This is a genomic window from Zymomonas mobilis (genome assembly GCF_006715975.1).
Lineage (GTDB): Bacteria > Pseudomonadota > Alphaproteobacteria > Sphingomonadales > Sphingomonadaceae > Zymomonas > Zymomonas mobilis_B.
In genome coordinates this window covers 1,947,789-1,973,465 of sequence record NZ_VFOF01000001.1, presented here as the reverse complement: position 1 = coordinate 1,973,465, position 25,677 = coordinate 1,947,789, and the positions used below count along the sequence as shown (strand labels likewise).

Annotated in this window: 30 protein-coding genes; 9 read left to right on the top strand and 21 right to left on the bottom strand. The window is 46.1% G+C overall.

Features of this window, described 5'->3' with window-relative positions:
* Positions 1 to 268: 268 nt before the first annotated feature.
* Positions 269 to 664: an ArsC/Spx/MgsR family protein gene (locus FBY58_RS08650; RefSeq protein WP_141920561.1), complete on the bottom strand. Its 396-nt coding sequence runs from the start codon at positions 662 to 664 to the stop codon at positions 269 to 271.
* Between the two features lie 242 nt (positions 665 to 906).
* Between FBY58_RS08650 and FBY58_RS08645 the strand changes: the two genes are divergently transcribed.
* The 9 genes from FBY58_RS08645 to FBY58_RS08605 all read left to right on the top strand — a co-directional run bounded on the left by FBY58_RS08645 (position 907) and on the right by FBY58_RS08605 (position 8,646).
* Positions 907 to 1,974, top strand: coding sequence for an ABC transporter substrate-binding protein (locus FBY58_RS08645; RefSeq protein ID WP_260432168.1), 1,068 nt, complete (start codon positions 907 to 909; stop codon positions 1,972 to 1,974).
* Positions 1,974 to 2,987 carry an iron ABC transporter permease gene (locus FBY58_RS08640; RefSeq protein WP_141920560.1) on the top strand — a complete coding sequence of 338 codons (1,014 nt, stop codon included), beginning with the start codon at positions 1,974 to 1,976 and terminating at the stop codon, positions 2,985 to 2,987. The genes FBY58_RS08645 and FBY58_RS08640 overlap by 1 nt, the downstream gene beginning before the upstream one ends.
* Entirely contained in the window at positions 2,984 to 3,730 is a 747-nt protein-coding gene (locus tag FBY58_RS08635; protein WP_141920559.1) for an ABC transporter ATP-binding protein, read from the top strand. Before FBY58_RS08640 ends, FBY58_RS08635 begins: the two co-directional genes overlap by 4 nt.
* Before the next feature lie 138 nt (positions 3,731 to 3,868).
* Positions 3,869 to 4,165 (top strand): alkylphosphonate utilization protein, encoded by a 297-nt coding sequence (locus tag FBY58_RS08630; protein ID WP_141920558.1) that lies wholly within the window; start codon positions 3,869 to 3,871, stop codon positions 4,163 to 4,165.
* 138 nt (positions 4,166 to 4,303) lie between these two features.
* Positions 4,304 to 5,380: an oxidoreductase gene (locus tag FBY58_RS08625; protein WP_141920557.1), complete on the top strand. Its 1,077-nt coding sequence runs from the start codon at positions 4,304 to 4,306 to the stop codon at positions 5,378 to 5,380.
* Between the two features lie 334 nt (positions 5,381 to 5,714).
* Entirely contained in the window at positions 5,715 to 6,761 is a 1,047-nt protein-coding gene (locus FBY58_RS08620; RefSeq protein ID WP_141920556.1) for an FAD:protein FMN transferase, read from the top strand.
* Between the two features lie 3 nt (positions 6,762 to 6,764).
* A complete protein-coding gene (locus FBY58_RS08615; RefSeq protein ID WP_141920555.1) occupies positions 6,765 to 7,265 on the top strand; it encodes a SoxR reducing system RseC family protein in 501 nt (166 codons plus the stop codon).
* Positions 7,266 to 7,422: 157 nt separating this feature from the next.
* Positions 7,423 to 7,971 carry a cysteine hydrolase family protein gene (locus tag FBY58_RS08610; protein WP_141920554.1) on the top strand — a complete coding sequence of 183 codons (549 nt, stop codon included), beginning with the start codon at positions 7,423 to 7,425 and terminating at the stop codon, positions 7,969 to 7,971.
* A gap of 462 nt (positions 7,972 to 8,433) precedes the next feature.
* Positions 8,434 to 8,646, top strand: a complete 213-nt coding sequence (locus FBY58_RS08605; protein WP_141920553.1) for a molybdopterin-binding protein — start codon at positions 8,434 to 8,436, stop codon at positions 8,644 to 8,646.
* A 69-nt stretch (positions 8,647 to 8,715) separates the two neighbouring features.
* Here FBY58_RS08605 and modD read toward each other — a convergent pair whose 3' ends face one another.
* The 20 genes from modD to nifB form a co-directional block, all read right to left on the bottom strand.
* On the bottom strand, positions 8,716 to 9,582 hold the full coding sequence (modD, locus tag FBY58_RS08600; protein WP_141920552.1) for a ModD protein: 867 nt from the start codon (positions 9,580 to 9,582) through the stop codon (positions 8,716 to 8,718).
* A gap of 80 nt (positions 9,583 to 9,662) precedes the next feature.
* Positions 9,663 to 9,989, bottom strand: coding sequence for a nitrogenase stabilizing/protective protein NifW (gene nifW, locus FBY58_RS08595; protein ID WP_141920551.1), 327 nt, complete (start codon positions 9,987 to 9,989; stop codon positions 9,663 to 9,665).
* Between the two features lie 57 nt (positions 9,990 to 10,046).
* A complete protein-coding gene (nifV, locus tag FBY58_RS08590) occupies positions 10,047 to 11,183 on the bottom strand; it encodes a homocitrate synthase (RefSeq protein ID WP_141920550.1) in 1,137 nt (378 codons plus the stop codon).
* A gap of 72 nt (positions 11,184 to 11,255) precedes the next feature.
* Positions 11,256 to 12,419 carry a cysteine desulfurase NifS gene (nifS, locus tag FBY58_RS08585; protein ID WP_141920549.1) on the bottom strand — a complete coding sequence of 388 codons (1,164 nt, stop codon included), beginning with the start codon at positions 12,417 to 12,419 and terminating at the stop codon, positions 11,256 to 11,258.
* A gap of 26 nt (positions 12,420 to 12,445) precedes the next feature.
* Positions 12,446 to 12,688 (bottom strand): NifU family protein, encoded by a 243-nt coding sequence (locus tag FBY58_RS08580; RefSeq protein WP_141920548.1) that lies wholly within the window; start codon positions 12,686 to 12,688, stop codon positions 12,446 to 12,448.
* 56 nt (positions 12,689 to 12,744) lie between these two features.
* Positions 12,745 to 13,068 (bottom strand): iron-sulfur cluster assembly accessory protein, encoded by a 324-nt coding sequence (locus tag FBY58_RS08575; RefSeq protein WP_141920547.1) that lies wholly within the window; start codon positions 13,066 to 13,068, stop codon positions 12,745 to 12,747.
* Between the two features lie 199 nt (positions 13,069 to 13,267).
* Positions 13,268 to 13,858 carry a nitrogen fixation protein NifQ gene (locus tag FBY58_RS08570; protein ID WP_141920546.1) on the bottom strand — a complete coding sequence of 197 codons (591 nt, stop codon included), beginning with the start codon at positions 13,856 to 13,858 and terminating at the stop codon, positions 13,268 to 13,270.
* 27 nt (positions 13,859 to 13,885) lie between these two features.
* Positions 13,886 to 14,173, bottom strand: a complete 288-nt coding sequence (gene fdxB, locus FBY58_RS08565; protein ID WP_141920545.1) for a ferredoxin III, nif-specific — start codon at positions 14,171 to 14,173, stop codon at positions 13,886 to 13,888.
* A 36-nt stretch (positions 14,174 to 14,209) separates the two neighbouring features.
* Positions 14,210 to 14,650, bottom strand: a complete 441-nt coding sequence (locus tag FBY58_RS08560; RefSeq protein ID WP_141920544.1) for a NifX-associated nitrogen fixation protein — start codon at positions 14,648 to 14,650, stop codon at positions 14,210 to 14,212.
* Between the two features lie 17 nt (positions 14,651 to 14,667).
* On the bottom strand, positions 14,668 to 15,165 hold the full coding sequence (gene nifX, locus FBY58_RS08555) for a nitrogen fixation protein NifX (RefSeq protein WP_141920543.1): 498 nt from the start codon (positions 15,163 to 15,165) through the stop codon (positions 14,668 to 14,670).
* Positions 15,158 to 16,528: a nitrogenase iron-molybdenum cofactor biosynthesis protein NifN gene (gene nifN / locus FBY58_RS08550; RefSeq protein WP_141920542.1), complete on the bottom strand. Its 1,371-nt coding sequence runs from the start codon at positions 16,526 to 16,528 to the stop codon at positions 15,158 to 15,160. Before nifN ends, nifX begins: the two co-directional genes overlap by 8 nt.
* Complete coding sequence (nifE, locus tag FBY58_RS08545; RefSeq protein WP_141920541.1) at positions 16,525 to 17,979, bottom strand: nitrogenase iron-molybdenum cofactor biosynthesis protein NifE; 1,455 nt, start codon at positions 17,977 to 17,979, stop codon at positions 16,525 to 16,527. The genes nifN and nifE overlap by 4 nt, the downstream gene beginning before the upstream one ends.
* 69 nt (positions 17,980 to 18,048) lie before the next feature.
* Positions 18,049 to 19,584, bottom strand: a complete 1,536-nt coding sequence (gene nifK / locus FBY58_RS08540) for a nitrogenase molybdenum-iron protein subunit beta (RefSeq protein ID WP_141920540.1) — start codon at positions 19,582 to 19,584, stop codon at positions 18,049 to 18,051.
* Between the two features lie 59 nt (positions 19,585 to 19,643).
* Positions 19,644 to 21,119 (bottom strand): nitrogenase molybdenum-iron protein alpha chain, encoded by a 1,476-nt coding sequence (gene nifD, locus FBY58_RS08535; RefSeq protein ID WP_141920539.1) that lies wholly within the window; start codon positions 21,117 to 21,119, stop codon positions 19,644 to 19,646.
* A gap of 11 nt (positions 21,120 to 21,130) precedes the next feature.
* Positions 21,131 to 22,018, bottom strand: a complete 888-nt coding sequence (gene nifH, locus FBY58_RS08530) for a nitrogenase iron protein (protein ID WP_141920538.1) — start codon at positions 22,016 to 22,018, stop codon at positions 21,131 to 21,133.
* A gap of 518 nt (positions 22,019 to 22,536) precedes the next feature.
* Positions 22,537 to 23,367 (bottom strand): SIR2 family protein, encoded by an 831-nt coding sequence (locus tag FBY58_RS08525; protein ID WP_141920537.1) that lies wholly within the window; start codon positions 23,365 to 23,367, stop codon positions 22,537 to 22,539.
* A complete protein-coding gene (gene nifT / locus FBY58_RS08520; protein ID WP_141920536.1) occupies positions 23,367 to 23,579 on the bottom strand; it encodes a putative nitrogen fixation protein NifT in 213 nt (70 codons plus the stop codon). The genes FBY58_RS08525 and nifT overlap by 1 nt, the downstream gene beginning before the upstream one ends.
* Positions 23,580 to 23,601: 22 nt before the next feature.
* The gene (locus tag FBY58_RS08515; RefSeq protein WP_141920535.1) at positions 23,602 to 23,856 is read right to left on the bottom strand and encodes a nitrogen fixation protein NifZ; all 255 of its coding nucleotides are present in this window, start codon (positions 23,854 to 23,856) and stop codon (positions 23,602 to 23,604) included.
* Positions 23,857 to 23,893: 37 nt separating this feature from the next.
* Complete coding sequence (locus FBY58_RS08510) at positions 23,894 to 24,088, bottom strand: 4Fe-4S binding protein (RefSeq protein WP_141920534.1); 195 nt, start codon at positions 24,086 to 24,088, stop codon at positions 23,894 to 23,896.
* Positions 24,089 to 24,135: 47 nt separating this feature from the next.
* The gene (nifB, locus tag FBY58_RS08505) at positions 24,136 to 25,608 is read right to left on the bottom strand and encodes a nitrogenase cofactor biosynthesis protein NifB (protein ID WP_141920533.1); all 1,473 of its coding nucleotides are present in this window, start codon (positions 25,606 to 25,608) and stop codon (positions 24,136 to 24,138) included.
* Positions 25,609 to 25,677 lie beyond the last annotated feature (69 nt).

Below are 25,677 nucleotides of genomic sequence, written 5' to 3'. Positions count from 1 at the left end.
ACAAAAATCCTATAATTTTTTAAAATATCTGGCTGGATTTTATGCAAAAATCATTCCTCTGATTACTCAAAACAAGCTGCTTTGATCGTAATACAGAGAGTAAATTATAAAATTCCGGTAGCTGGTTACATCAAGTAATTATAACGATCGATAAAGATAAAGTATTATGACAATATTATTTTAGGCCGTATGAGGGCTTTGCTACGGGACTAAGAAATTCCTCTTCCGATAAAATAATACCCTTAAAAAAAGACAGTTTCATAAGGACTTATTCCTTATGATGGCAGGCCTCACTACCATGATCTATATCTTTTTTTAGCCCAATCCATTGATCGATGGCTTCGGGGTTCCAGCCTATCTGATAAACACCACCAGACTTCATCAAAGGGCGGCGTAACAGGGCATGATCTTCCAAAATGAGTGCCATAGCCTCTTCTGCGCTCAGATTATCGGGGGTAACTTCGCCACTTTTCACTCTGTTGGCTGACTTATTGAACCACTCCGCCGGTGGTAGGGCCTCAAGGAATGGCTTTAGTGAATCCTCGCTCCAATTTTCTGCCAAAATATCATGGAAATCCACTGTATGTCCGGACTGCTCTAAAATGGCGCGCTGCCGTAAATTTCCACGGCATACCGTTTTTCCGAAAAAAGTCACAATAGCCATAAAAACTCTCCGATGATTATAGAACGGCGGCGATTAACAAATATCTCTCTGCCTTGAACCTGCAGATGCTTCATTACCAGTAAGATTATAACTTTTTATCGGCTTTTTTAAAATTTTAAATAAAAAATTTATATTTATATATATTGTTATTTCTTTTTATGCCGATAAATATAATATTATGTTATCTGACATCTAGTCGATGTTACCGCAAATCGGGCTTCCCATATAGTTGGAGAATAAAGTTGAAGCGTAAAATGCTTGGCCTGATAGCCATCATTCTTATCGTTATAGCCATTCTCTTTTGGGGTATGCATCACGGCTCAACCTCTGTCGATTCCGGCCGGAAACTAACCGATACTAGCCATAATACCGTGACCGTGCCGGTTAATCCTCGTCACTTTGCTGATCTCTGGTTTCCGATAGATGAAGTGATGGTCATGCTAGGCGCCAGTGACAGGATCGCGGCTACTGTCGGGAATGATCGGCTGTTGCCATGGCTTTACCATATGGCGCCTCAACTGAATAAAGCCATAAAAATCAAAGGCACTATTCCGAATATAGAAACCTTAAAAACGGCGGATATTGATATTGCCGTGGCCTCATCCCATTCACCAGCGACCCCTATCGTCAAAAGAGCCTGGATTCCAGCGATCGAAGCAGGATTTGCCGACACGGATTCTTTCCAACGGTCAATCTTGTTATTGGCTGATATCGTCAATACAGACGCGGCTAAAAACATAGCTCAAATCTATAATAATCAGGTTCAGCAAACTGTTTCGGCGATACGCGCTAAAACAGCTTCCTTACCGGAAGCAGAACGCCCACGCATATTGCATCTTCAATCTTTATCGCCGTTACAGGCTGACGGCGACAATACCATAATTAATGAATGGATTACGGTTGCTGGAGGTCGAAATGCCGCGACCCATCTTACTGGAAATAAAAAGATCATTTCGCCAGAACAACTTGCTGAATGGGATCCCGATGTCATTATTCTAGGGAGTCAATGCCACGATCTTCCGGAAAAAGAGAACACGCCTTTAGGTGCTGTTTGGAAAGACTTGCGCGCGGTAAAGGAAAAACGCGTTTATCGTAATCCCGCGGGTGCCTTTGCATGGGATCGCTACGGGTTAGAATATCCGCTTCAAATACAATGGGCAGCAAAGTTATTTCATCCTGCGATGTTCACTTCATTGGATATGCGCCGCGAAACAGCCGATTTTTATAAACACTATCTTCATTACACAGCCAGCCCCGATGAAGTGGACGCTATTCTTGCGGCCTTGCCACCAAAGGAAATGCGGAAGTAATGCGTTTTCGCAAGAGTTCTTTTTTGTTGCCATTCTGTCTTGGGCTTTGCCTATTTTTGGCGGTATTTTCTCTCTTTATCGGTCGTTTCTCCTTTTCTGCACCTGAATTATGGCAAAGCCTTTTCTGCTTTAACCAAGGCAGCCAAACTAACCGTATCCAGACAATCCACTCCATCCTCTGGAATTCCAGATTACCGCGCATCTTGGCTGCTATTTGCGTTGGGGCTGCGCTTTCAACTTCCGGTGCGGCGTATCAGGCTATTTTCAGAAATCCGCTGGTCTCTCCCGGATTGCTGGGCGTTCTAGCCGGATCGGGTTTCGGGGCAGCATTATCCATCATTGCCGGATTTAATCCGATGATGACCCAGCTATGCTCTTTTCTCGGCGGCATTGGGGCAGTCTTTATTTCGGTTCTGGTGCAAAAAATATTAGGCCATAGCTCAGTTTTGATGCTCATTTTCGGCGGCCTTATCAGCGCAGCACTCTTTACGGCTTTATTGTCTATTTTAAAATATATCGCCGATCCCGAAAGCCAACTACCGGATATTGTTTTTTGGTTATTGGGGAGCCTCACACAAATCAGTTCAACGCAACTGGCTTTGGTCTCTCTTCCGGTGATGGGTGGAATTTTAGGATTGTCGCTCAGTGGCCGTTTGCTGGATGCTTTGTCTATGGGGGATGATGAAGCCTATACCTTGGGATTATCGGTGAACTGTATTCGCTATACTGTGATCGCCGTTGCAACCATGCTGGCGGCTTTGACAGTTTCAATGGCGGGCATGATCGGTTGGGTAGGTTTGGTGGTGCCGCATATCGCCCGCTTGATTGGCGGTACTTCCAATCAGCGGCTTATCGGCCTTAGCGCCGTTATAGGCGCTATCTTTCTCTTACTTTCCGATGATCTGGCGCGTTGTCTTTCGCCAGAAGAAATACCGGTCGGGATTATTACCGATCTGGTCGGCTGTTTGTTATTCCTTTGGGTCTTGGCCTCTTCTCGGGACATCCCCGTATGACAGTGCTTTTGGAAGGACGGGATCTTTCTTACCGGCGGAATGAAGCCCTTATTCTGAACAATGTCAGCTTATCTCTTTCCAAAGGCGACTTGATCGCCCTGCTGGGTATCAATGGTGCGGGGAAATCTACTTTACTGCGATTGCTTTTAGGACTTCTGACCCCAGAAAAAGGCGAAGTCTTTCTTCACGATCAATCTTTAAAGGCGATGAACAGAAAGGCTATTGCTCGCCATATCGCCTATGTCCCGCAAGAACATAAAGCCGTTTTCTCTTACACAGTTGAAGAGATCATCGCGCTTGGCAGGCTGCCCTATATTGGTTTTGGACAAAATTTATCCCGTTCTGATCAGGATGCCGTGCAGCAATCTTTAGAATATCTGAAAATCAACCATCTTAAAAATCGTCCTTATACCGAGCTTTCCGGCGGCGAACGCCAAAGCGTCCTTTTGGCGCGTGCCTTAGCACAAGGGGCGCATATCCTCATTCTCGACGAACCAGAAACCGGTCTTGATTTTGGCCAGCAGCTTCGATTAGCAGCCTTGCTTCAAGATTTATCTCGGGATGGTTACAGCATATTAGCGACCACCCATGATCCTTTACGGGCGCGCCAGATATTTTCGCGGGCAGTGCTTCTTCAACAGGGGCAGATTATTGGTGACGGGGCGCCACAGGATGTCTTGACCCGTTCGGCGATAGAATCTCTTTATCACATTGATAAAACAATGACAGTGCCATGGGATTGAGCCCAAAAAGGCCGCCATTACAGAATTTTTTACTCCTATCGACTCCCTTGAATATTGTCCAAGCTAAAAATCTTGCTGTCCAATGCTGGATGCTCGCTATAAAACGGGTGCCGAAAATATTTAACAGGAGATTTTAAGATGGCGAAAAAGCCGAAAAAACAGAAATGGGATTGGGAAAGCGACAATACCGAAACGGTTGCTTCTGAAGAAGACGGTGATCAGCCGGTTGTAAAAGACAGCAATGGCACACCGCTCGCAACCGGTGACAGCGTTTTGCTAATCAAAGATCTGAAAGTGAAAGGCGCTGGACAGACCATTAAACGCGGAACGGTTATCAAAAACATCCGTTTAACCTCTGATCCGGAAGAAATTGATTGCCGCACATCGGATATCAAAGGCTTGGTTCTCAGAACTGAATTCGTTCGGAAACGCTAATTTTTGCGGTCAGGCTATTCCCGCTTCAATATGATATTTTGAAGGATAGCCGCCAATTGTTTTTGATATCATTTTGAAAATGATTTGACGGTTATCTTCTTTCGAAGAATGACCTAAAAAACATAAAGAGGATGCCTCATGGTCGAGAAGAAAGAAATCATCAAGGTTGGCCTGATCGGTTACGGTTTTGTCGGAAAAACTTTCCATGCGCCTTTGATCAATGCTGTTGATGGCTTGGAATTGGCGGCGATTGTTTCCAGTCACCCCGAAATTGTCAGGGAAGACTTGCCAGATGTCTCGGTTTATCCCGATATCGACATTATGCTCAGCAATAGCAATGTTGATCTGGTTGTCATTGCGACGCCGAATGATACCCACAAACCCTTGGCAGAGCGCGCGATCTTGGCTGGTCGGCATGTCGTCGTTGATAAACCCTTTACCCTGACGACGGATGATGCCCGCTATCTTGCCGATTTAGCGGCAAGAGAAAGCAAGTTATTATCGGTTTTCCAAAATCGTCGTTGGGATAGCGATTTTTTGGGCGTTAAACAGGTGATAGAGGATGGGCTCGTCGGCGAACTTGCTCAGTTTGAATCCCATTTCGACAGATTCCGCCCCGCTGTTCGTCAAAGATGGCGGGAAGAGGCCGTCCCCGGCGGCGGGTTATGGTATGATTTGGCACCCCATATGGTCGATCAGGCGCTGCAACTTTTTGGCTTACCTGATAATGTGCAAGCCAGCTTTGCCGCCCAGCGTTCCGGCGCAAAAACGACCGACTGGGTGCATGTCATTCTTTCTTATGGCGAAAAGCGCGTCATCTTACAGGGGAGCATGCTGGTAGCGGGTGGAACGGCGCGTTTCACTTTGCATGGTGACAAGGGCAGTTTGATAAAACAACATCCGGATCAACAAGAAGCACAGCTTCGTGCCGGCATGAAACCCAATTGTGAAGATTGGGGAAAAGATAACGACCCACTTGTCTTTTGGGATGCCGATGGCAAAAGCCATCATTACCCAACACCTTCTGGCGACCAAACCGAATATTATCGCGAGATTTATACCGCCCTTATCAATGGCTATGCTAATCCGGTTACCCCGATACAGGCAATTGCCGTTATGGCTGTTATTGAGGCGGCTATTCTTTCTAACCAGTCCGGTGAACGGATTGCGCCTGATTTAACTGATATAGAAAAACGGGCATTTGAAAAAAAATAAGACTGTTGTCGGGCAGGGGAAAATCAAGAATCATTTTATCCCTGCCCTGACAGGCCACTGCGAGTCATTTTATAATTTTAAAATCGTTTTTCGATATTTTTTATAATGAAAAAATAGAATGAATGTGAAATTCAATAAAAAGTAAACCTTTGTTTTTTATAATAAAAAATACATTTTGATTAACTTAAAGTTATTAAATTATATTTTACGTCTGAAAAAGCTTGCAATTTTTCTCAATTGTTGTCTTAATTTATACGTAGAATAATGCTTGGCGCTTGTTGCAGTAAGCCATTCAGGTTATAATTTCCCCAATAATAAATATGGATGTTGGATTATGAATGCAGCTGATAATTTAACTGTTTCGGCACCTCTCTTTCGTCAGGTTACCCGCCGCCGTGCGATTGCCTTATCAGCTGTAGCGGCTGGCGTTGCTGCCGCACCTTTTCTGTTCAAGCTCGGTGCCCCCGGTGACTTGCGCGAAATTGTTTGGCATGGAACGACGTTAGGCGCGCCTTCGACCATCAAACTCTATCACAAAGACGAGGCTGTCGCACAAAAGGCTATTGATGCCGCGCGTGGCGAATTGGACAGACTGGAAGCTATTTTCAGCATCTATCGGACAGATTCTGTTCTTAGCCGTTTGAACATGACCAATCACATTGATCATGCTCCCGTCGAATTTATGGATTTGCTTGGGACGGCTTTAAATGTCGCCAAATTGACCGATGGCATTTTCGATCCGACTATCCAGCCTTTGTGGTCTCTTTATTTCAATCATTTTATGCAAGAAGGCGCCAATCCTGCTGGCCCTGCAAAGTCATCCATTGAACAGGCTATGGCCAAAGTCGGATGGCAGAATATCAAAGTCGATACGGCTAACCGAAGTGTGGCCTTCACCCGTCCTGATATGGCGCTGACTTTGAACAGCATTGGGCAGGGCTATATCACCGATCGGGTATCCGATGTTCTGCGTCAACATGGCTTTGATTCCATGCTGGTGGATATGGGCGAACCCCGCGCATTGAAATCACGTCCTGATGGCAAACCATGGCATATTGGTATTGCGAACCCAGCCGATCCGTCACAGGCTATTACAGAAGTAAATGTCCGCGATAAATGCGTGGCAACTTCCGGTGGATATGGCACGTTGTTTGACGATAACGGCAAATTTACCCATATTATTAACCCGAAAACGGGTTTGACGGCACCGGCGATGATGGGCGTTTCGGTTATTGCACCAACGGCCACTATCGGCGACAGCCTTTCGACCGCAATGTTGTTGGTGCCTGCTGAACAACGTCGCGCTTTGCTTGTTGCGGGTGGGGGGGACAAGGCTATCTTCGTGACACCAAACGGGGTCAGCCAGATTATTGAGGCGTAATATATGAGCGGCGATTTTTCGAAACTTTCTACTATCCTTCCCGATGATTTAGCCGAAAATTCGGCTAATAATCTCGAAAGTTGTGCAAAGGTCGTCGCTGTTGACAAGGATACCGTCTGGCTGGAACCTGATCTTGCCAGCGGTTGCGCCGGTTGTAGCCATTCCGCTGGATGTCTTTCTGCTTTGACTAAAAAAACACCCGCGCAAAGCCGTCGTTTCACCTTACCCAATAATCAAGATTTCCAACTGGGCGAGCAGGTTATTGTTGCAACCTCGGCTCGTCTGCTGGTTAAAACGGCCTTATTCTCTTATGGTATGCCGTTGCTGACATTATTGGCCTTTGCTTTGGTGGCCAAATACAGCTTGGGCTTTGGGGATGGCCTTGCGGCCTTGGCCAGCCTTCTTGGCTTGGGTTGTGGCTTTATTTGTGTCTGGCTTGGCAACCGCTATTTTACGAAAAATAATTCATCCTCGCTCAGCTTTGTGCGGCGGGTTGCAGATTAAACCATCTACATCTTTGTTGCTGCACTTTATAATATAAATACTGTATTCTGTCTTTTAATTTGGAAATTCTTTTTTAAAGTAATTTTTCTTGGTATTTTTTATATCTAAGCAGTTACAATAATTTTTCTGAATCACTCTGCGAGAAGAAGACTGAGTTATGAAAACCGCTCTTTTAGTAATAGATATGCAAATGCTGATGCAGGAGAATATTGATAAAGGGCGCGACTATACAAGTCATGAAATAAAGACCCATATTCCTGCATTATTATCGGCTTTTCGGGCAGCGGGGAAACCCGTTTTCCATATACGGCACCAACAATCTGAAAAGATGGCGCATGTCTATCCGAATAAAGAAAGCTTTTACCCGATGCCCTGTGCCGAGGCAATAAAGGGTGAAACGGTATTATATAAAACGACATCCTCCGCTTTTGCTTCGACCGATTTGGCCGATCGTCTTCGGAAAGAAGGCATTTCTCGGTTGATTATTACCGGCGGCGTAGCTGCTTTTTGTATTAATTCGACCGTGCGTGCGGGGAAAGACCTCGGCTTTGACGTGGTTATTGTCAAAGATGCGCTGTTAAGCTTCGATCTTCCTGCCTCCAATCTGTCGGCTCAACAGATATTAGATACCACAACCGCTATATTGGCAGCCGGTTTTGGTCCGGTTGTGGATACCGAAACTGTTTTGAGAAGCTACATTTCATAAAATACCAAGGTTGATACAGGTCGGTTTTAATAACAAAGCGTTTTATCATTCTGACCTGTATCGCTTTATTTTTTGTCAATTATTGGGTGGTTTTGCTCAATCGAATACTCGATCATTCGGGTTTTATGGCTCTAAACCTGCTTTTTTGATACAGGCAATCATAAAGATATCAATTTTCATATCTAACATCATTTATGTCCCTGATACCCCGTTATTCTTTCTCAAGATCGTATGTTTTTACCTTTAAAGTATCGGCATCATAGGTCATTCCGTTTTTAACCATCAAAATGGAATGTTCTGTTTCTGGCATAAGGTAAAATTGTACAGCTTTATTTGAAGGATATATTCTAAAATTTTTTTTATTATTTATATTTTAGAATTTTATTAAAAAATAAATGGAATTATTTGAAATATATTGTATATTTTTTCAGATATAGGACAATATATTTTTTAGGAATTTCCATGTTAAAATTAAGCGCTAGAAACCAGATTAAAGGCAAAATCGTCAAAATCTCAAAAGGGGCAACAACCTCCCATGTTATTTTGGATGCCGCTGGAACTCAGCTTATGGCTTCTATCACGAACGAAGCCGTAGAAGATCTGAAATTGGCTGAAGGTAAATCGGCTGTTGCCGTTATCAAAGCCTCCGACATCATGGTCGGTATCGAAGAATAACTAAACTGTGGCAGCCCCCTTCGGGGGGCTGGCATATCTATTAAACCAACGATGTTTATCTCAATACAATCAAGCGGGTTCCAATTTTACCTGAACATCGCGGGGTTTCGCTGAATACGGCGTCGAGGTCACAATAATATGCGCACCCGCTTCTACATAAGCCGCGACATTATCGGGATTAATCCCTCCGGCGGCTGCCAATAGCGGGATATGGGCAAAAAACTTTAATCGGTCGCGCAAATCCCGAACTTGCTGTGGTGTGAATTTTTCCAGTTGCAAAATATCAGGCGAAAATTGGGCAACAGTCAAAGCCTGCTCGATCGTTTCGACCTCTATGGTGATTTTTCGTTCGGGCAAATTTTGCTTTAGTGTCCCGATGGCTTTGCCAATATCAAAATTCATGAAGGCCAAATGCTCGGCAAAAACCAATACTGTTTCGGAAAGGTTGATCCGGTGCATCACGCCACCCCCTGCTAAAATAGCTTTGATGGCTAATTTTCGGGTTAGGGGTGGTGCTTTTCTCGTACAACCTACAACCGCTTGGGGTGATATTTTCTTGGCGGCCGTCACCATTTGATGGGTTGTCGTTGCGATTCCTGCACTCCATTCCATCAATGTTTGCGCTGATTTCCATCCTTGATGCAGGATAGCAGCTGACGCTTTGGCTGCTAATAGCAAGCAACCCGATAACGCCCGACTGCCAGATGGTATGCGATATTCTATTGCTGCGCCTAATTGCGTTAAAATAGCGGCGGCATCTTCTATTCCGCTGGCAATCTGATCGTCCCGTGCCGTAAAAGTTATATGCGCAGGCTGATCTTGAATGCCTAATGCTCTTGTGGTCAAGTCACCATAACCGACATCTTCGGCCCATAAATTTTCTATCAAGCTGGCAGATACAGGCAGAATGCAATCGGCATAGGATAAGCTCGACATAGATTTTCCTTTATCTGCTGAAACCGAGATGAAAATTCAAAGAACGAAATGAAGATCAAAACAACTTTCTCGAAACCCTATTATTCCGGCGGCATCGCTAAAGCAGACAGCTTGACCATCGGCAATTTTACGGGTTTGACCGCATTTTGGTGAACTTGAAAAACCCGTTCTTTGATCGGGGATGATTGCACAAAATCGGCATAAGCCTTTGCCAGATAACGCTGATATAGCTGTTTTTGAGCAGCATCGTCGGATAGATCACTTTGATCTTGCTCTAGATAATGATGCATCCGCCGTAAAATATGCAATCTGGCGACATTCAATATTTTTGGATCGTAATCGACATCCAAGGCCAAAAAGAAATCCTCCGCAGAAGATAACTCGCGCAGCGTATCAACAAAAGACATACTCACTCCTTGGAATTGAGGCTATTAACAACCCACGAAATCAATGCAGGGCAGGGGCTATTTGGTAAAATGGCTATGAAGCATGGCCACCTCCGATAATCCTATCGACCGTTTCTGGTTTGTTGCTTGCGTTTTGACGGCAGCCAGCAAATTTTGAATCATGTCTTCTTGTGCCTTGATACCTAACAAAGAAAGCGCATGGCGGATGGCTGCGCGGCCTGAATGTTTGCCCAGCACAATTTCACGCTGTCTTCCTAATTTCTGGGGATCAAAAGCTTCATAACTATCTGGGTTGCTCAGCAAACCGGCTACATGGATACCGGATTCATGTTGGAACACCGCTTCTCCGACAATGGCCTTATCGGGTGGAATCTTTCTGCCCGCCGCTTGGGCAACATATTGCGCCAGATCATAAAGCTTATCTGGCCGGATATTGATCTTTTTACCGGCCAGATGACTGGCACCCATCACCACCTGTTCAAGCGATGCGTTACCGGCGCGCTCGCCTAATCCCAAAACCGTGACGCTCACACCTGAAGCACCGGCTTTTATGGCGGCTAAACTATTCGCTGTTGCCAATCCTAAATCATCGTGGCCATGAAATTCGATATCCAGACGGCTTATTTTATGGATTTGGTTAATGACTTCATAAGTCGCAAAGGGATCAAGGATTCCCAGCGTATCGGCGAAACGGATTCTAAAAGCGCCTGCTTCTTCAATGACACCCAATAAATCTGTCAAGAAAGACATATCCGCACGGCTGGCATCTTCGGCACCCACCGAGACCTCTAATCCTTGATCTTTGGCATAGCTTATAACCCATCGGCTCATCGCTAATATATCAGAATAAAACAAATCCGGAAATTTTGCCGCTATTTGAAAGGGAGAAGATGAAATCGAAAGATGAATAGTCTTGGCATCTGTTTCTAATGCCATATCCACATCGGAATATTTCATTCGACACCAAGGAATAACTCGCGCTGTTACTGTTTGTTCGCAGATTTGGCGAATAGCCTTTATTTCAGACTTACCCATCGCAGGGATACCGGCTTCAATTTCATCAACACCGGCTTCATCAAGCATTTTTGCAATATGCAATTTTTCAGATAGAGTGAATGCCACCCCGGGAGCCTGTTCCCCGTCGCGTAACGTGGTATCGTTAATTATCAGATGTCTGTCACTTTTAAGAGGCATGGCAACCACTTTCTATCTGAATAATTATTCTTTATAATATTTTATTATTTTAAAATGAATTAAATTATATATTTATAATATATTTCTTCTAATGCGATTATTACCCCAGATCTCTTTCATCTTTTCCAAGACATAGCGGATATCCTCTTCCGTGTTCTCATAAGAGAAAGAAAAGCGGATCGCGCCATAGGCAAAGGTGTAAGGAATCTTCATCGCTCTTAAGACATGGGAGGGCTCTATCGATCCAGAGGCACAGGCTGAACCAGAAGAAGCCGCAATTCCTGCTTTATCGAGAAAGGTTAACAGCGCTTCACCCTCTGTATTTTCAAAGGCGATATTCAGCGTATTTGACAGGCGATGTTCTTTATCACCCAGAACCATCGCATTTCCGTTTCCGGCAATGTCTAATAAACCCTGTTCAAGCTGATCTCGTAAAGGCGCGATATGGGAATTATCTTTTGAAAGACTTTGGCGTGCTCTTTCGGCGGCCAGTCCTAAACCAACGATAGCAGGCACATTTTCGGTGCCGCCACGCCGTCCACGTTCCTGATGTCCGCCCCTTATCAAGGGCTGTAATTTCAAGCCTTTTCGGACATACAGAACACCAATTCCTTTTGGGGCATGTAATTTATGTCCCGACATAGATAGCATATCGATATCTGAATTTTGCACAGAAACCGGTAATTTCCCGATAATTTGTACCGCATCTGTATGAAATAGGCTGCCTGCCTCATGAGCCATCCGACTTAAGATCTCTATCGGAAAAATCGTTCCGGTTTCGTTATTGGCAGCCATGAAAGAAACCAGCGCGGTTTTCGGGTTTAAAGCTTGCCGATAGGCCTCCATATCAAGGCGACCTTTATGATCGACGCCTATATAATGTATTTTTAAATTTCGGTATTTTTGCAGCCACGCGCAAAGGCTTAAGATTGCCGGATGTTCAACGGCACTGGTAATGATCTCATTGCGGTCGGGATTCGAGACCAAGGCTGATAATATCGCGGTATTATTGGCTTCTGTTCCGCCGCTGGTAAAAATAATTTCTTGTTCTTCGGCGGCATCTAACAGCTTTTGCACCTGTTGCCTTGCTGTTCTGATCGCTTTCTTAGCCGTCATGCCCCATTGATGCAGGGAAGAGGAATTTCCAAAATTTTCGCTAAAAAACGGCCATATCGCTGTAGCGATCTCGGGATCGACACGGGTCGTTGCATTGTTATCGAGATAGACAAACCGCATTTTTCTATAGCGCCCTTTCTGTTGAATTAATGGCCAGGCGGCATAGGAATGACCCGTAACGGTACACCAATACGGTCAATCAGGGTTTTTTGGATGCCATGTACGGTTAAGGTCGATAGCTGACATTGAATACAGCTGCCGGTCATCCGCACGATAACTTTGTTATCCTCGATACAAATGAATTCACAATCGCCGCCATCTCTACGAAGCGTCGGGCGTATTTCTTCAAGCGCTAGCTCGATATCCTGCTGATGCTGCTGTAAATCCATTTTCGGAAAGCCTTCATTTATATTGAGGGACAAAAACGGTCTGGTTCGGATTGTGGTTAATTAAAGGACTTCCCACAGGAGCATTTTGAACCGGCATTCGGATTATCAAAGGTAAATCCAGATTCTTCGAGACTGGTTACAAAATCTATGGTGGTGCCTTTTAAAAGGGAGACGGAATTGGCCTCGACAAAAATTTTGAGGCCTTCTTTCTCGACAACAGCGTCATCGCTTTCAGGCGCACGTGCCAAAGCCATCATATATTTGAAACCGGCACAACCGCCTGCTTCGATCTTGATGCGAATACCTTGGACAGAAGCGTTTGCCGCCCCCGCCATAGAATTGCGGATAGCATCAGAAGCACTTTCGGTCAGATGAATCATCGCATTTTCCTGTCTGGAGAAGCCTCTCAACAGATCAGAGCAAATCTTGTGCCATACCGTGCTTGCGCTGTTTTTTTGATTTTTTTACGACAATGTCGGGTTTGTGCGCTTTGGCTTCAGAACAAAATGTAAGCTTTGGGACAACCGGCAATATCACGCTGTCTTATAAATACCGTTTGATGCAACCACTGCCTGACATTTAAAGGCTATGGGTTAACAAGCTTTCGCCTTTTTCATCACCAAAGCATTGTTCGATATCATCACATTCTTCGCATATCGGGGAAGGGCACAGGCCATAATGGTCATCGCGACAGATAAGGCGGAACAGAAATTTTTTCCATTTCATGTCCTTACTGTTTTGTTGTGCCAAGGGTTCAAAATACCGTTCCATCAACCATCCCAGTTCACGACGGTTTCTTAATCCCAAATCCTGCCATAAATGATGCGGTGCCATTGATCGGCGCGCAATCATTCCGGCAAGAATATATTCAAATCGGGAATCTTGCGTGGTGTTGCGGCAAAGCAAATCCCGCAAATAACGTTCATCTTCTGCACATTCCGGCGCGGCTTCATCGGCATAAGGCGCAAAGATCGGTAACGCATCGGGGAAATAATCCCCGACTATCTGAGAAACCATTTTCCCGCCATGACCTAATGTTTCTGATAACGGGCATTGCTGTTTTTGCGCATCTTCTAGGCTGATCGCTATAATCGAGGCCAGTATATGACTTTCGAACTGGTCACATATGCTGTTGCCACTTTTGGTAATCAGTTGTTCATAGATACGCATAGACAGCTTCCTATTCCCTATTGATGATTATGCCGCCGCCGCATGGGTCTGGCTTTTGGTCGGGCAAACGCGGGCGCAGGCGCTGCAACCGATACAGGCACCTTCGTCTTGAACCGTCATCACCGTCTTGATGATATCGCCATCGTCATCCTCTTCGGGGTCAATCAATTGACCTTCTTCATCCACGCCATAAAGGCCAAGGACATTGTGACCGCAAACCTTGTAACAACGGCCACAGCCAATACAGAGTTCGGGATTGATCGACAGCAGATATTGCGGTTGCCATTCACGGCCATCACGGGTGTAAAGGGGCATTGCTGTTTCCTTTTGATAGAGCGTGAACCCTGTATTTTAGGCCGCCGCTACTTCGGGGAATTTTTCCATAATGGCGATAGCGTTATCGACAGCCTGACAACCGTCACGGTTCAATGCCGCCATGTCTTCAAAACCGAAACGATGCACATCCCGTAGTGTTTTCGATAAAACCACTAACCGGCCAACGATGACGAATAACCGCCCAAAACCTTCATGACTTAATTTCATGATAGGCACGGCCATTTGTCCGCTTTTCTCTTCGATGGCCAAAGCAATCGCTTGATAGAAATAATGGATACGATCGACCGTTTCAGGATCGGGGTCACCAATGATCGGGATTGCCCGTCTTTCCTCTTTCGTCACCAGATATTCCGATAACAAAGTAGAATCTTTTTTATTTTCCCACGCGCCAAAGGCATCTTCTGCGCGAATGCGGCTAATCAACATTCTCATAAAGGGGGTGTTGAGATCATCCATAATTCTATCCCGTTCCATTACTCGTCATCTTCATCAAGAAAATCCATCGAACGGGAAGGCATCCCCATTGCCTTTCTTAACCAAGGCGGCGGATTGCCTTTCATCATCGCTTGCACCCGTTTGATGATGGAGCTGATAGATTCTTCGGCTGGTAATTTGATGGGGTGGATACCTGCATTGACTACTTTTGCGGCAGCAGGCCCCCCGATCGCGAGGATGAAAAGCAATTTACAGCTGGAAAGCGCCTGAACTTTGGGCGTGATTTTGTCATCGCCTTCCATCTTATGGCTACCGGTCTGGTCAGATGTGCTTTGAAACCCTAAGGCTTCGACGAAATGGGCATCATCACTGGTAACATCCCATATGGCGAAACGATTGGCACCCCCGAAATGGGCATTCAAGGATTTCATATCATTGGTCGCGATAGCAATGCGTAATAGTGGGGCGACTTCTGTATTTCCTGCCAATTCCGCTTTTCCATTGGATTCAACCAATTGCAGACGACGTTCAGGCATAAAGAGGCTCCTTCGAAATATCCGATGTTTTGTCGGCAAAATCAGCCGGTTTCAGGCTATGGTTGTGATCCAGAAACATGTTGGCGATACGGAAGATTAAATTCTGCGTCCCTTGGTATCCAAGGGTCAGATTATGGGCATTCCCGATCCGGTCAAAAATCGGAAAGCCTACCCGAAGTAAAGGAATACCCAGCCGTTCAGACGCTTGCCTGCCGTGACTATGGGTCACCAGCATATCCGCGCCTTTTTCGCGCACGGCATCTTCAAAATCGGCCAGGTCTCCGATGATAACTTTTTCTGTCGGAATATCTTTCAAATCGGGGGAATGGCTTGTCGAGGCAATCGCCACCGAAATAATGGCACCCATACTGTGAAAAAAACGCGCCAAACTAACCAACAAATCAGGATCAGCGGCAATCGCCACTTTCTTCCCACCAAAATAGAAATGACCATCCAACATCGCATCAACCAACTGGCTTCGTTGCCGCCGGTAACGCACAGGAATGGATTTCCCTGATATGCGGGACAGTAAAGCAATCAGGCGATCAGATGCGGATATTCCGGTTATATCGGGAAATAAACTGGTCGGAATACCTGTCAGACTTTCCAAAAGATCGGCAGGTTTTCGCATATGTTCGCCAATCGCAATGGTATGTACCGCACGCGCCATATGGGACACTTCTTCCATACGGGTGCCGCCCATGGTCGTCATCATCCAGTTTTCTGGCATGTGGCCATCTAATGATGACGAAATATCAGGTAAGATAACCGGATACAGGCCAAAGCTCTCGATAATATCTCTTAACGCTTCAATATCGGCGGCTGTCTGATGCACACCGGGCAAGACATTGATTTGCTGAAAGGATGTGACGGCGGTGCTCCACGGAACCACCACATCGTCGATAATGGCTGCGACGGCATTTGCCCAACCATCTTCCAACGCACCGTTATAATCTGGTGTCGAAACAAAGGTGATTTGACGATTGGCAAGATCAGGGTTTTTGGCCTTTATTTCCTTTAAGGCACCGACATAATCTTCACCACGGGTTTCCACCAATGCCGTAGAGGCAATACCGATAAAACGCGGATCAACGCGGGCAGTCAGATTTAGAATAGCTTCTTCAAGATTGTTATGACCGCCAAGAATAGTCGACACTTCATTCATAGCCGTTGTCTGTAACGGAATAGTTTCTTTGAAATGTCTGACCGCTAAAACCAAAGCAAAAGAAGTGCAGCCTTGCGAACCATGAAAAAGTGGTATCGCTTTATCAATACCTAGGAAGGCTAAAGCCGCACCCAAGGGTTGCGAAACTTTCAGAGGGTTAATGGTTTCTGGCCGTTTATTCTCAACAACAATGCTCATGATGCCCTCTCGCTGAAAAGATGATCGTCATCAAAAAGACAGTCTATTTCAGGTGCAACCCAACCTTCTTCCCATGGCGCAGGTTGGCGGATTTCTTGCCACACTGGGTTGAACAGGGCGCAATCAATATCCTGAACCAAGGCGATAATGCCGTCATAACCGGCATAGGGGCGATGCCGTTCTTGGTTGATATCAATCCACGGAATTTTGGCTTTTAAGGCAATGAACTGGGTGCGTCCGCCAGAAAGCATAATGTCGGCTTCTCCGGCTTTCAGGCGGTTATAAATCTCGCGCGGTGGAATCTTTTCAATCATATGGGCGTCACCGCCCATGAGGGTTTTGATTTTTTCTTTGTCAGTTTCTGTCGATTTACGGACAGATGTGCCGACGATTTCGATGCCGGTTTGCTGCAATGCCGAAACGATCGACCATGACTTAACCCCGCCGGTATAAAGGAAGACGCGTTTCCCCTGTAACTTTTGGCGATAGGGTTCCAGCCTTTCCCAGCAACGCTTTTCTTCTTCCTCGATCACTGCTTCTGTCCGCTCGATCAGATCAGCGGCTGCACCACGCTTAACCAACAGTTCAGCGATTTTTCGAAGCGAACGGGATGTCTCTTCGATGCCATAGAAAGACCCTTCAAAGAACGGGATATCCCAGCGTTCTTCCATCTTTCTGGCAAGGTTAATTAGTGCCGCCGAACAAACCATCATATTCACGCGGGAACGATGGGCAGAGGCGATGTCCCGATAACGGGAGTCTCCGGTAATGCAGGTGTGAACCCGAATACCCAATTTATCAAAAAGGGGTTTAATCTGCCAAAACTCACCGGACAGATTATATTCACCAATAATATTGATGTCGGTATCGGTGCTGTGTTCCGGTTCCATTGTGCCGATCACATGATCGAACAGTGCTTCACCGGCGATTTTATTACCTAAATTTTTGGTACCGACAAAGCCCGGCGCATTCACTGGAATAACGGGAATATCCAGTTTTTTGGCGGCATGTTTGCAGACGGCTTCAACATCATCACCAATCAATGCCGGAACACAGGTGACATAGACGAAAATTGCAGGAGGATTAAAACGATCGGCGGCGTTACGAATGGCTTTATAAAGACGTTTTTCACCTGTCCCCATGATGATATCCATCTGGGTCAGGTCAGTCGTAATGCCGTTTCGATAAAGGGTCGGTCCCGAACTGGCCGATTGACGATTATCCCATCCATTGCCTTCACAGGCTAACGGTGCATGGACGATATGAATCGCATCGGTAATGGGTTGCAAGACGATTTTAGAGCCATCAAAGGCGCAACCTCCGGCGGTTGCACCGGGTGTTAAAGGTTTTCCACAGCCTTTCCGACGTTCCTTCTTCCCTTTTGCGACATTTTTCGCGCAAGCGGGTTCGTTGAAAAGACTGACAACTTTTGCCTTTAACCTGTTATCCATCAATGGCTCCTGGAAAAGTAAACGCCTGAAAAGGGGGACGGACAGGGCTTTTTCTGTCCGTCTCTGGAATTAGCGCGTTAATTCAAAAGCATAGGCTGCATCGTCGGAAGCCACGGCTTTCTTATCAAGCTCGTCAAAAAACTTGTCGAGCAAGGCAACGACGACCCGTATGCCACCCTGATATCCCCATAACGGGAAACGATGGTGGTGATGGCGATCGAAAATCGGGAAGGTCAGGCGGACAAGCGGGGTATCCGTATCGCGTTCCAGATATTTGCCGTAAGAATTACCGATCAGCATATCGACCTTTTCTGTCGCCAGAAGGGAGCGCATATGCCACAGATCTTTACCACCCCAGGCTTTGCAATCCTGACCGAAAGCAGAGCTGTCGAACAGAGCCTGCATTTTCTTTTCCCATGCCTTGGTGCCATTAGTGGCCAGGCAATGGCGAGGCTCGCCGCCGGTTTCCATGACAAAGCGTGCCATGCTGTAAACAAAGTCAGGATCGCCATAAATCGCATAGCTTTTGCCATGCAGATGGGCTTGGCTATCGGTTATGGCATCGACCAAACGGCCACGTTCTTTTTCTAGTTCTGCCGGAATAGCTTTTCCGGTCAGTTCGGAAACCTTCATCAACAAATCATCGGTTGCCGTCACGCCTAATGGATAATGAAAAGCAGCGGTTTCTTGACCAAATGTTCCGATATATTCCAAGGTTTTCGGCGTGCAGTAAGATTGCATCGAAATCGTGGCTTTGGCATTGATGGCGCCGCCGACAGCTTCCAATGGGGTGCCACCGTCATACATACGGAATTCACCGTCTGAAGGGGTGTCAAACTGGTCGGAAACATCCGATAAAATCGTATATTCAACGTCCATCAGATCAAGAATACGTTTTAATTCGCGGTTATTACCGACAGCATAGCCATCGAAACCCGGAATGATATTGATGGAATTATTGGGCGTGCGCGTTTTGCCTTTCCAGAAATTTTCTAGAATACCCTTCATCATATTGTCATAGCCCGTGACATGGCTTCCAACAAAGGCGGGGGTATGGGCAAAAGGTACGTTGAAATCAGCCGGAACCGATCCTTTGTCCTTGGCGGTATTGATAAAGGATTGAAGGTCGTCACCGATAACTTCAGCCATGCAAGTGGTCGAAACCGCAATCATTTTCGGGCTATACAGGCTGTAGGCATTTGCCAAACCATCAACCATATTATTGAGACCACCGAAAACGGCGGCATCTTCGGTCATGGATGAAGAAACAGCCGAAGCCGGTTCTTTAAAATGGCGGGCAAGATGCGAACGGTAATAAGCAACGCATCCCTGCGAACCGTGAACAAAGCTTAACGTGCCTTCAAAACCGGCGGCGGCGAAAACCGCCCCCAATGGCTGGCAAGCTTTGGCTGGATTGATCTTCAGGGCTTCACGCGCAAAATTCTTCTCGCGATATTCCCAACTTTTCGTCCACTCGGCTATCTCTTTGACTTTGTCAGCCTCAGGCATATTTTCAAGTTTGCCTTTGGTTGCCAACATCTCTTTATATTCTGGCTCAAGAAAAAGAGAGGAGTAATCAAGCGTTTTTTCAACAGACTGAGGCATTCTCGAATCCTCTTTTATCAGGGGGTGGCAGGGGCGGTGCCCTGCCATAGGCCGATCAATTAAGCGGCAGTTTTCCAAGGCGCTTTGAACATGCCCCAGACTGGGCTATTGATAGCCAAATCCATATCACGGGCGAAAATGGCAAAGCCGTCATAGCCATGATAGGGGCCTGAATAATCCCATGAATGCATCTGGCGGAATGGTATGCCCGCTTTCTGCACAGCGTATTTTTCTTTGATGCCGGAACCTACGAGATCAGGGCGGATCGCCTCGATGAATTTTTCAAGTTCATAGGTGGAGGCATCATCGTAAATTAACGTGCCTTCTTTGACGTAATGTCCGGTGCGCTGATAATCATCGTTATGGGCAAATTCATAACCGGTTCCGACAATTTCCATGCCCAAATCGGTATAGGCATTCACGACATGGCGTGACCGCAAACCACCGACATAAAGCAGCACTTTTTTGCCTTCCAGACGTGGGCGATATTTCGCAATAATCGCATCGACCAGAGGTTGATATTTGGCAATAACGCGCTCGGCACCTTCTTTGATCTTGTCATCGAAATGCTCGGCAATACTGCGAAGGGAGGCTGCAATCTGGCTAGGGCCAAAAAGGTTATATTCCATCCACGGAATGCCATGCTTCTCTTCCATGTGGCGGCTGATGTAATTCAACGACCGGTAACAATGGATCAGATTCATTTTGGCTTTAGGGGCGCGTTCGATTTCAGCCAAGGTGGCATCACCAGACCAGCTACCGATAACCCGCAATCCCATTTCTTCTAAAAGAATACGGGAAGACCACGCATCACCACCAATATTGTAATCGCCCAAGATGTTGACATCATAGGGTGATGGTTCAAAGGGAACCTGATTACCGTCTTGATCTAATACCCAGTCACGAATGACGTCGCAGGCAATGTGATGTCCCAAAGATTGGGAAACGCCACGGAAACCTTCGCAACGCACCGGAACTATGGTTTTTCCACTGATTTTCTTTTGTTCACGGGCAACGGATTCAATATCATCCCCGATCAACCCAACCGGACATTCTGATTGGATCGTCGTGCCGTGATTAAGCGGAAACAATTCGTCAATTTCAGTCAGAATTTTTTTCAGCTTTTTATCACCGCCGAAAACAATATCTTTTTCCTGATAATCGGACGTGAACTGCATCGTTACAAAGCTGTCAACGCCGGTAGTACCCGTATAAAAGTTTCTACGTTGCGACCATGAATAATGGCCACAACCGACCGGACCATGGCTGATATGAACCATGTCTTTGACAGGGCCCCAAACCACACCTTTTGAACCGGCATAGGCGCAACCACGGATCGTCATCACACCCGGAATCGATTTGATATTCGATTTAACCGTGCATTCGCTCAAGGCACCCGGATCGGCTTCGGTATCCGGCGCCTTAGCAACCGTCAGATGTTTCTGACGGCGCTTTTTGGCTTTTTCCGGATAAGCTTCAAGCACTTCCTCGATGAGGCGCGTGTTGAAGATGGTTTCTTCTTCGTTCAAGCTCATCTTGCGTCTCCTTACTTGGCGACTGCGGCTTCCTTCGCGGCGAGTTCAGCCAGTTCCTGCTCTTCGGTTTTCATGATGCCGAATTCGAGCAGCATTTCTTCCAGCTCTTCCATCGTGATCGGGGTCGGGATGGTACCTTGCCCTGAATTTTCATGGATTTTTCTGGCAAGCTCGCGATATTCATTGGCCTGATCGGAATCGGGCGCATATTGAAGAACCGTCTGCTTCCGCAATTCGGCATGCTGCACGATATTGTTACGCGGAACGAAATGGATCAGCTTGGAATTCAGTCTTTTGGCGAGGGCGTCTGCCAGTTCATATTCACGATCGGTCTGGCGTTCGTTACAAATCAAACCACCCAAACGGACACCGCCGGTGCCAGCATATTTCAAAATACCTTTGGCGATATTGTTGGCAGCATAAAGCGCCATCATTTCGCCAGACATAACAATGTAGATTTCCTGCGCTTTGTTTTCGCGGATAGGCATAGCAAAGCCTCCGCAAACAACATCGCCCAACACGTCATAAGAAACGTAATCGACGTCATCATAGGCGCCATTTTCTTCAAGGAAATTGATCGAGGTAATAACCCCGCGGCCAGCGCAACCCACACCCGGTTCTGGACCACCGGATTCAACGCATTTAATATCTTTGTAGCCAAGCTTCAGAACATCTTCGAGTTCAAGATCTTCAACAGATCCGGCTTCGGCGGCCAAGCTCAACACAGTGTCCTGCGCTTTTGAATTCAAAATAAGACGGGTAGAATCGGCCTTCGGATCACAACCGACAATAAGAATTCTCTGGCCGAGATCGACCAATGCGGCGAGTGTATTCTGAGAGGTCGTTGATTTTCCGATACCTCCCTTACCATAAAAAGCAATCTGGCGAATTTTGCTCATGATTAATGTCCTGTTTCCGATAAGTCGCGATAGGCGGACCGTTCGGCCCGACACCCCACTCATCGCAAACAGCGTGCCAATTCTGATTTTGCCTATAAAAAGGCGTCCATCGCTTTTTTGTGATTATGAAAAAACGGATCGACTTATAAATTGTAAGGTTAATTGTTCGAAGCACGACAAATCATACATTGCCAATGTCGCAAAAATACATTCCCTTTATGAATGATATTATTTTATTATAAAATGATGCTGTATATTCTAAAACATAAATAAAGCGGGACAAATCACGAGAATAACCAAACTATCGGCTCCAAAGGGCTACATAAGCCCATTTTGGGGAAAGTAGAGCCTGCTCTGGGCGCCTCGCTTAATGGCAAATATTCTGAATGCTCAATCGATTTTTTCCTAGGCATAAATAAAAAAACAGGCAGCTTTCACACTGCCCGTTATTAGTTGAAATGGCGAAGAATTTTAGGGAACAATCGCCATTTATTTAGCCGAATTGGATGGATAGACCATCAAAGGTTAAGGGATAAAAGATCGGCTATCTTTTCGAGGGAAAGAGGGATGGGGGTTATCTGTAACTCTTCAAAAAAACGTAACTCGTTTTTGGTCAGGCTTTCGATATCGACCACTGCAAAATGCGGTGCTTTTGATCTCTTTATGATCTGCCGTGCAAAACTTCTAAGCATCTGATCATAAAAGCGACATCCGATAAATAAGAAGCCGCAAGAGGCGCGCCTTTTTTGCACAACTTCGGGAATTGGGGTCTGGATATCAATTTCGGTCAAGACTTCGACATAGTCAGAGTCTGAAACTAAATAATTCTGATGCGGCGTCACCGAACCATGCGGTTTATAAAGAACCGTCTGCCATTCTTCAGCTGTTTCGATCGGGACTTCTTCACCTGTGGCATTATAGGCAGCGAACCAACGATATTCATTAATCACTGCATGGTTAATGCCTTGAATTTCGCCCCAATTTAATGCCGTGTCATTCGATAGCGCCTGACGCATTGCGCCATCATACCAACTATCCACAATAATAGGAGGGCGAAGATCCGCAATTACCTGATGGAGGGGGGAAGGGGGAACCGGCGTTTCAAAGGCGGCATTCATAATCGTAGTCAGGGTTTTCCGATGACGGTGGCTTTCAATATATTGAGCAGCGACCCAAGGATTACCTTTTGCTCGTCTGGGAAGGGCAACTTTTTGCCCTAAAAAATCAGCAAGTTCTTTTGTCGAAACGGGCGTGCCTTCTTTGGCAGTAATGGCACTGACATCTGGCCCCAGATAAAAAGCCAGTTCATGGTGGCGTAAAAGATCTGAGATGTCAGAAAAGATATCCATTAGCTATCTTCTGCCAGTTTGCGCGCTTCTACAGTAATTGGCAGTTTTGTGTCGGCGGCCATTTCGGGCAAGGCCAATGTCCAACCATTTTTTAATCGCACCCAGCCGCCCCAAATATCGGGATTTTCTTGTTCGACAACGGGTTCTTCAAGGTCTTTTTTCGGAACATAAACAGAAAGCCCTCTCGCTGTTTGGCGCAGCATTATCTTCATCAATTTTCTCCGGAAATAATGTTTAAGGCTCGATTTCTATTTCTCGTTTTCGCATTCCGACAATTTTGCCGCGATCAATGAAATCAACAGCATAGATATAATAGCGTTGAAGAAAGACGCCGACGTCGCGAATATAGCCGACATCGCCCTTGTTAATCAGGATTTCTCCGATATCGGCACCGATAAAGGTTCCGTCATTTTTGATATGCAGTCTTGATTTGACTTTCGTCCCGACAGGAAAGGCAGGCGGTCTTTGAATTTCATTTTCATCGTCCATACTGCCCTCCCTTGGGTAATAACAAACCGGATTAAAATCAGGCCGGAATGCAGGTGTCAGGCATTGGGCAAACATCGGCACATTGCGGGGAGTCAAACTGACCTTCGCATTCGGTGCATTTATCTGCATTGATGATGAATTCATCGCCCTTCATGGAAATAGCAGAATTCGGGCATTCGAATTCACAAGCGCCACAGGCCGTGCAGTTTTCAACGACAATTTTATAAGACATAAAATCTAATCCTTTCCTTGAAAAAGTACTCTTTTGCAAATCGACACTCAGGCTATCTGCCGTTTTTCTTCCGAAAAACAAGCAGAATACCAAGCAGAAATACCACTTTCTATCCAGTCATGGGCATAAGCGTCACTCACCTTGATACCAGCCTTTTCCAGTTTTTCACGAGGACAATCACCGATGCGGGCACATAGAACAGCTTGAACCCCGTCAAGGGCTGAAATAATTCTATCCAGAACCTCATCTTCGCCATTTCCTCCCGTGCAATAGGGCGGAATTTTACGATGACCGATTAATTTTACGCCATCAGGCGACGCCTCGTAAATTTGGAATTCTTGGGCATGACCAAAATGCTGGTTAATCCGCCCACCTTGTTTCGAGGCAACAGCCACTAAAATGGTTGGCTTTTCCTCTAAAACAGCCAATTTTTTATCGGCGGATTGCTTTTGCTCCAAATGCTCGCCCCGTTCTTGGGCGACAATATCGCGATAGCTGTCACGATTGGCAGGATTATAGGCCACCTCTTCGGGGATTTTATCCATAGTGAATTCTTGCCCACGATCTTCACCCAACAAACCAATGGCATCTGCCCGACATTGGCGGCAATGGCGCATTAATTTTGTGCCATCAGATAATCGGTTTTGTAAGTTCATCAATTCCTGATTGGTCGGGCCTCTTTGCCCTGTCAGACCAAAATGGGTTCCATGCGCCGGATCAGAAATCAACGGCATCACATTGTGAAGAAAGGCACCTTTTTCTTTGACGACCCGATTAACTTCTAACAAATGCTCGTCATTGACACCGGGAATCATGACCGAATTAACTTTGGCAAGAATACCGCGTTTTTTCAGCATTTCTAATCCCAACATCTGCCTTTCATGCAGAATTTGGGAAGCCTCTATGCCCGTCCAACGTTTGTTATTGAAGAAAATCCACGGATAGATTTTGGCACCGACCTCGGGATCAACCATATTGATCGTCAAGGTCACATGGTCGATATTCATCCGTGTGATATCATCAATGCAATCAGCCAATGCCAAACCATTAGTAGATAGACAAAATTTGATATCAGGAATGACCTTTGCAACCTGTTCAAAAGTTTCTTTTGTCTTTGCCCAGTCATAGCAAGCATCTCCAGGCCCTGCGATGCCAAGAACAGAAAGCTGGGAAACTTCATTCGCTACCGTCACAACTTTGCGAACGGCCTGTTCTGGTGTCATGCGTTCGGAAACAACGCCGGGACGGCTTTCATTGGCGCAATCATATTTCCGGTTACAATAATGACATTGGATGTTGCAGGCAGGGGCGACTGCAACATGCATACGGGCAAAATATTGATGGGCGTCTTCTGAATAGCAGGGGTGATTTTTCACTTTTTCCCAGACATCAGGATCAAGGCTTTCTGGCGCGGACGCCTTGCCACAAGCCGATGAAGCGCAACTCGGTTGCTCCGGTGATGACGCGCGGATATTTCCCCGTTCCGGTTCCAAAGGCTGGATATTGATGAGCTGGGACATAACATTCCTAACGGCTGACTGTCTTTGCCTTAAGGATATGCAACGGGCGTGCCATAATCTGACATCGCC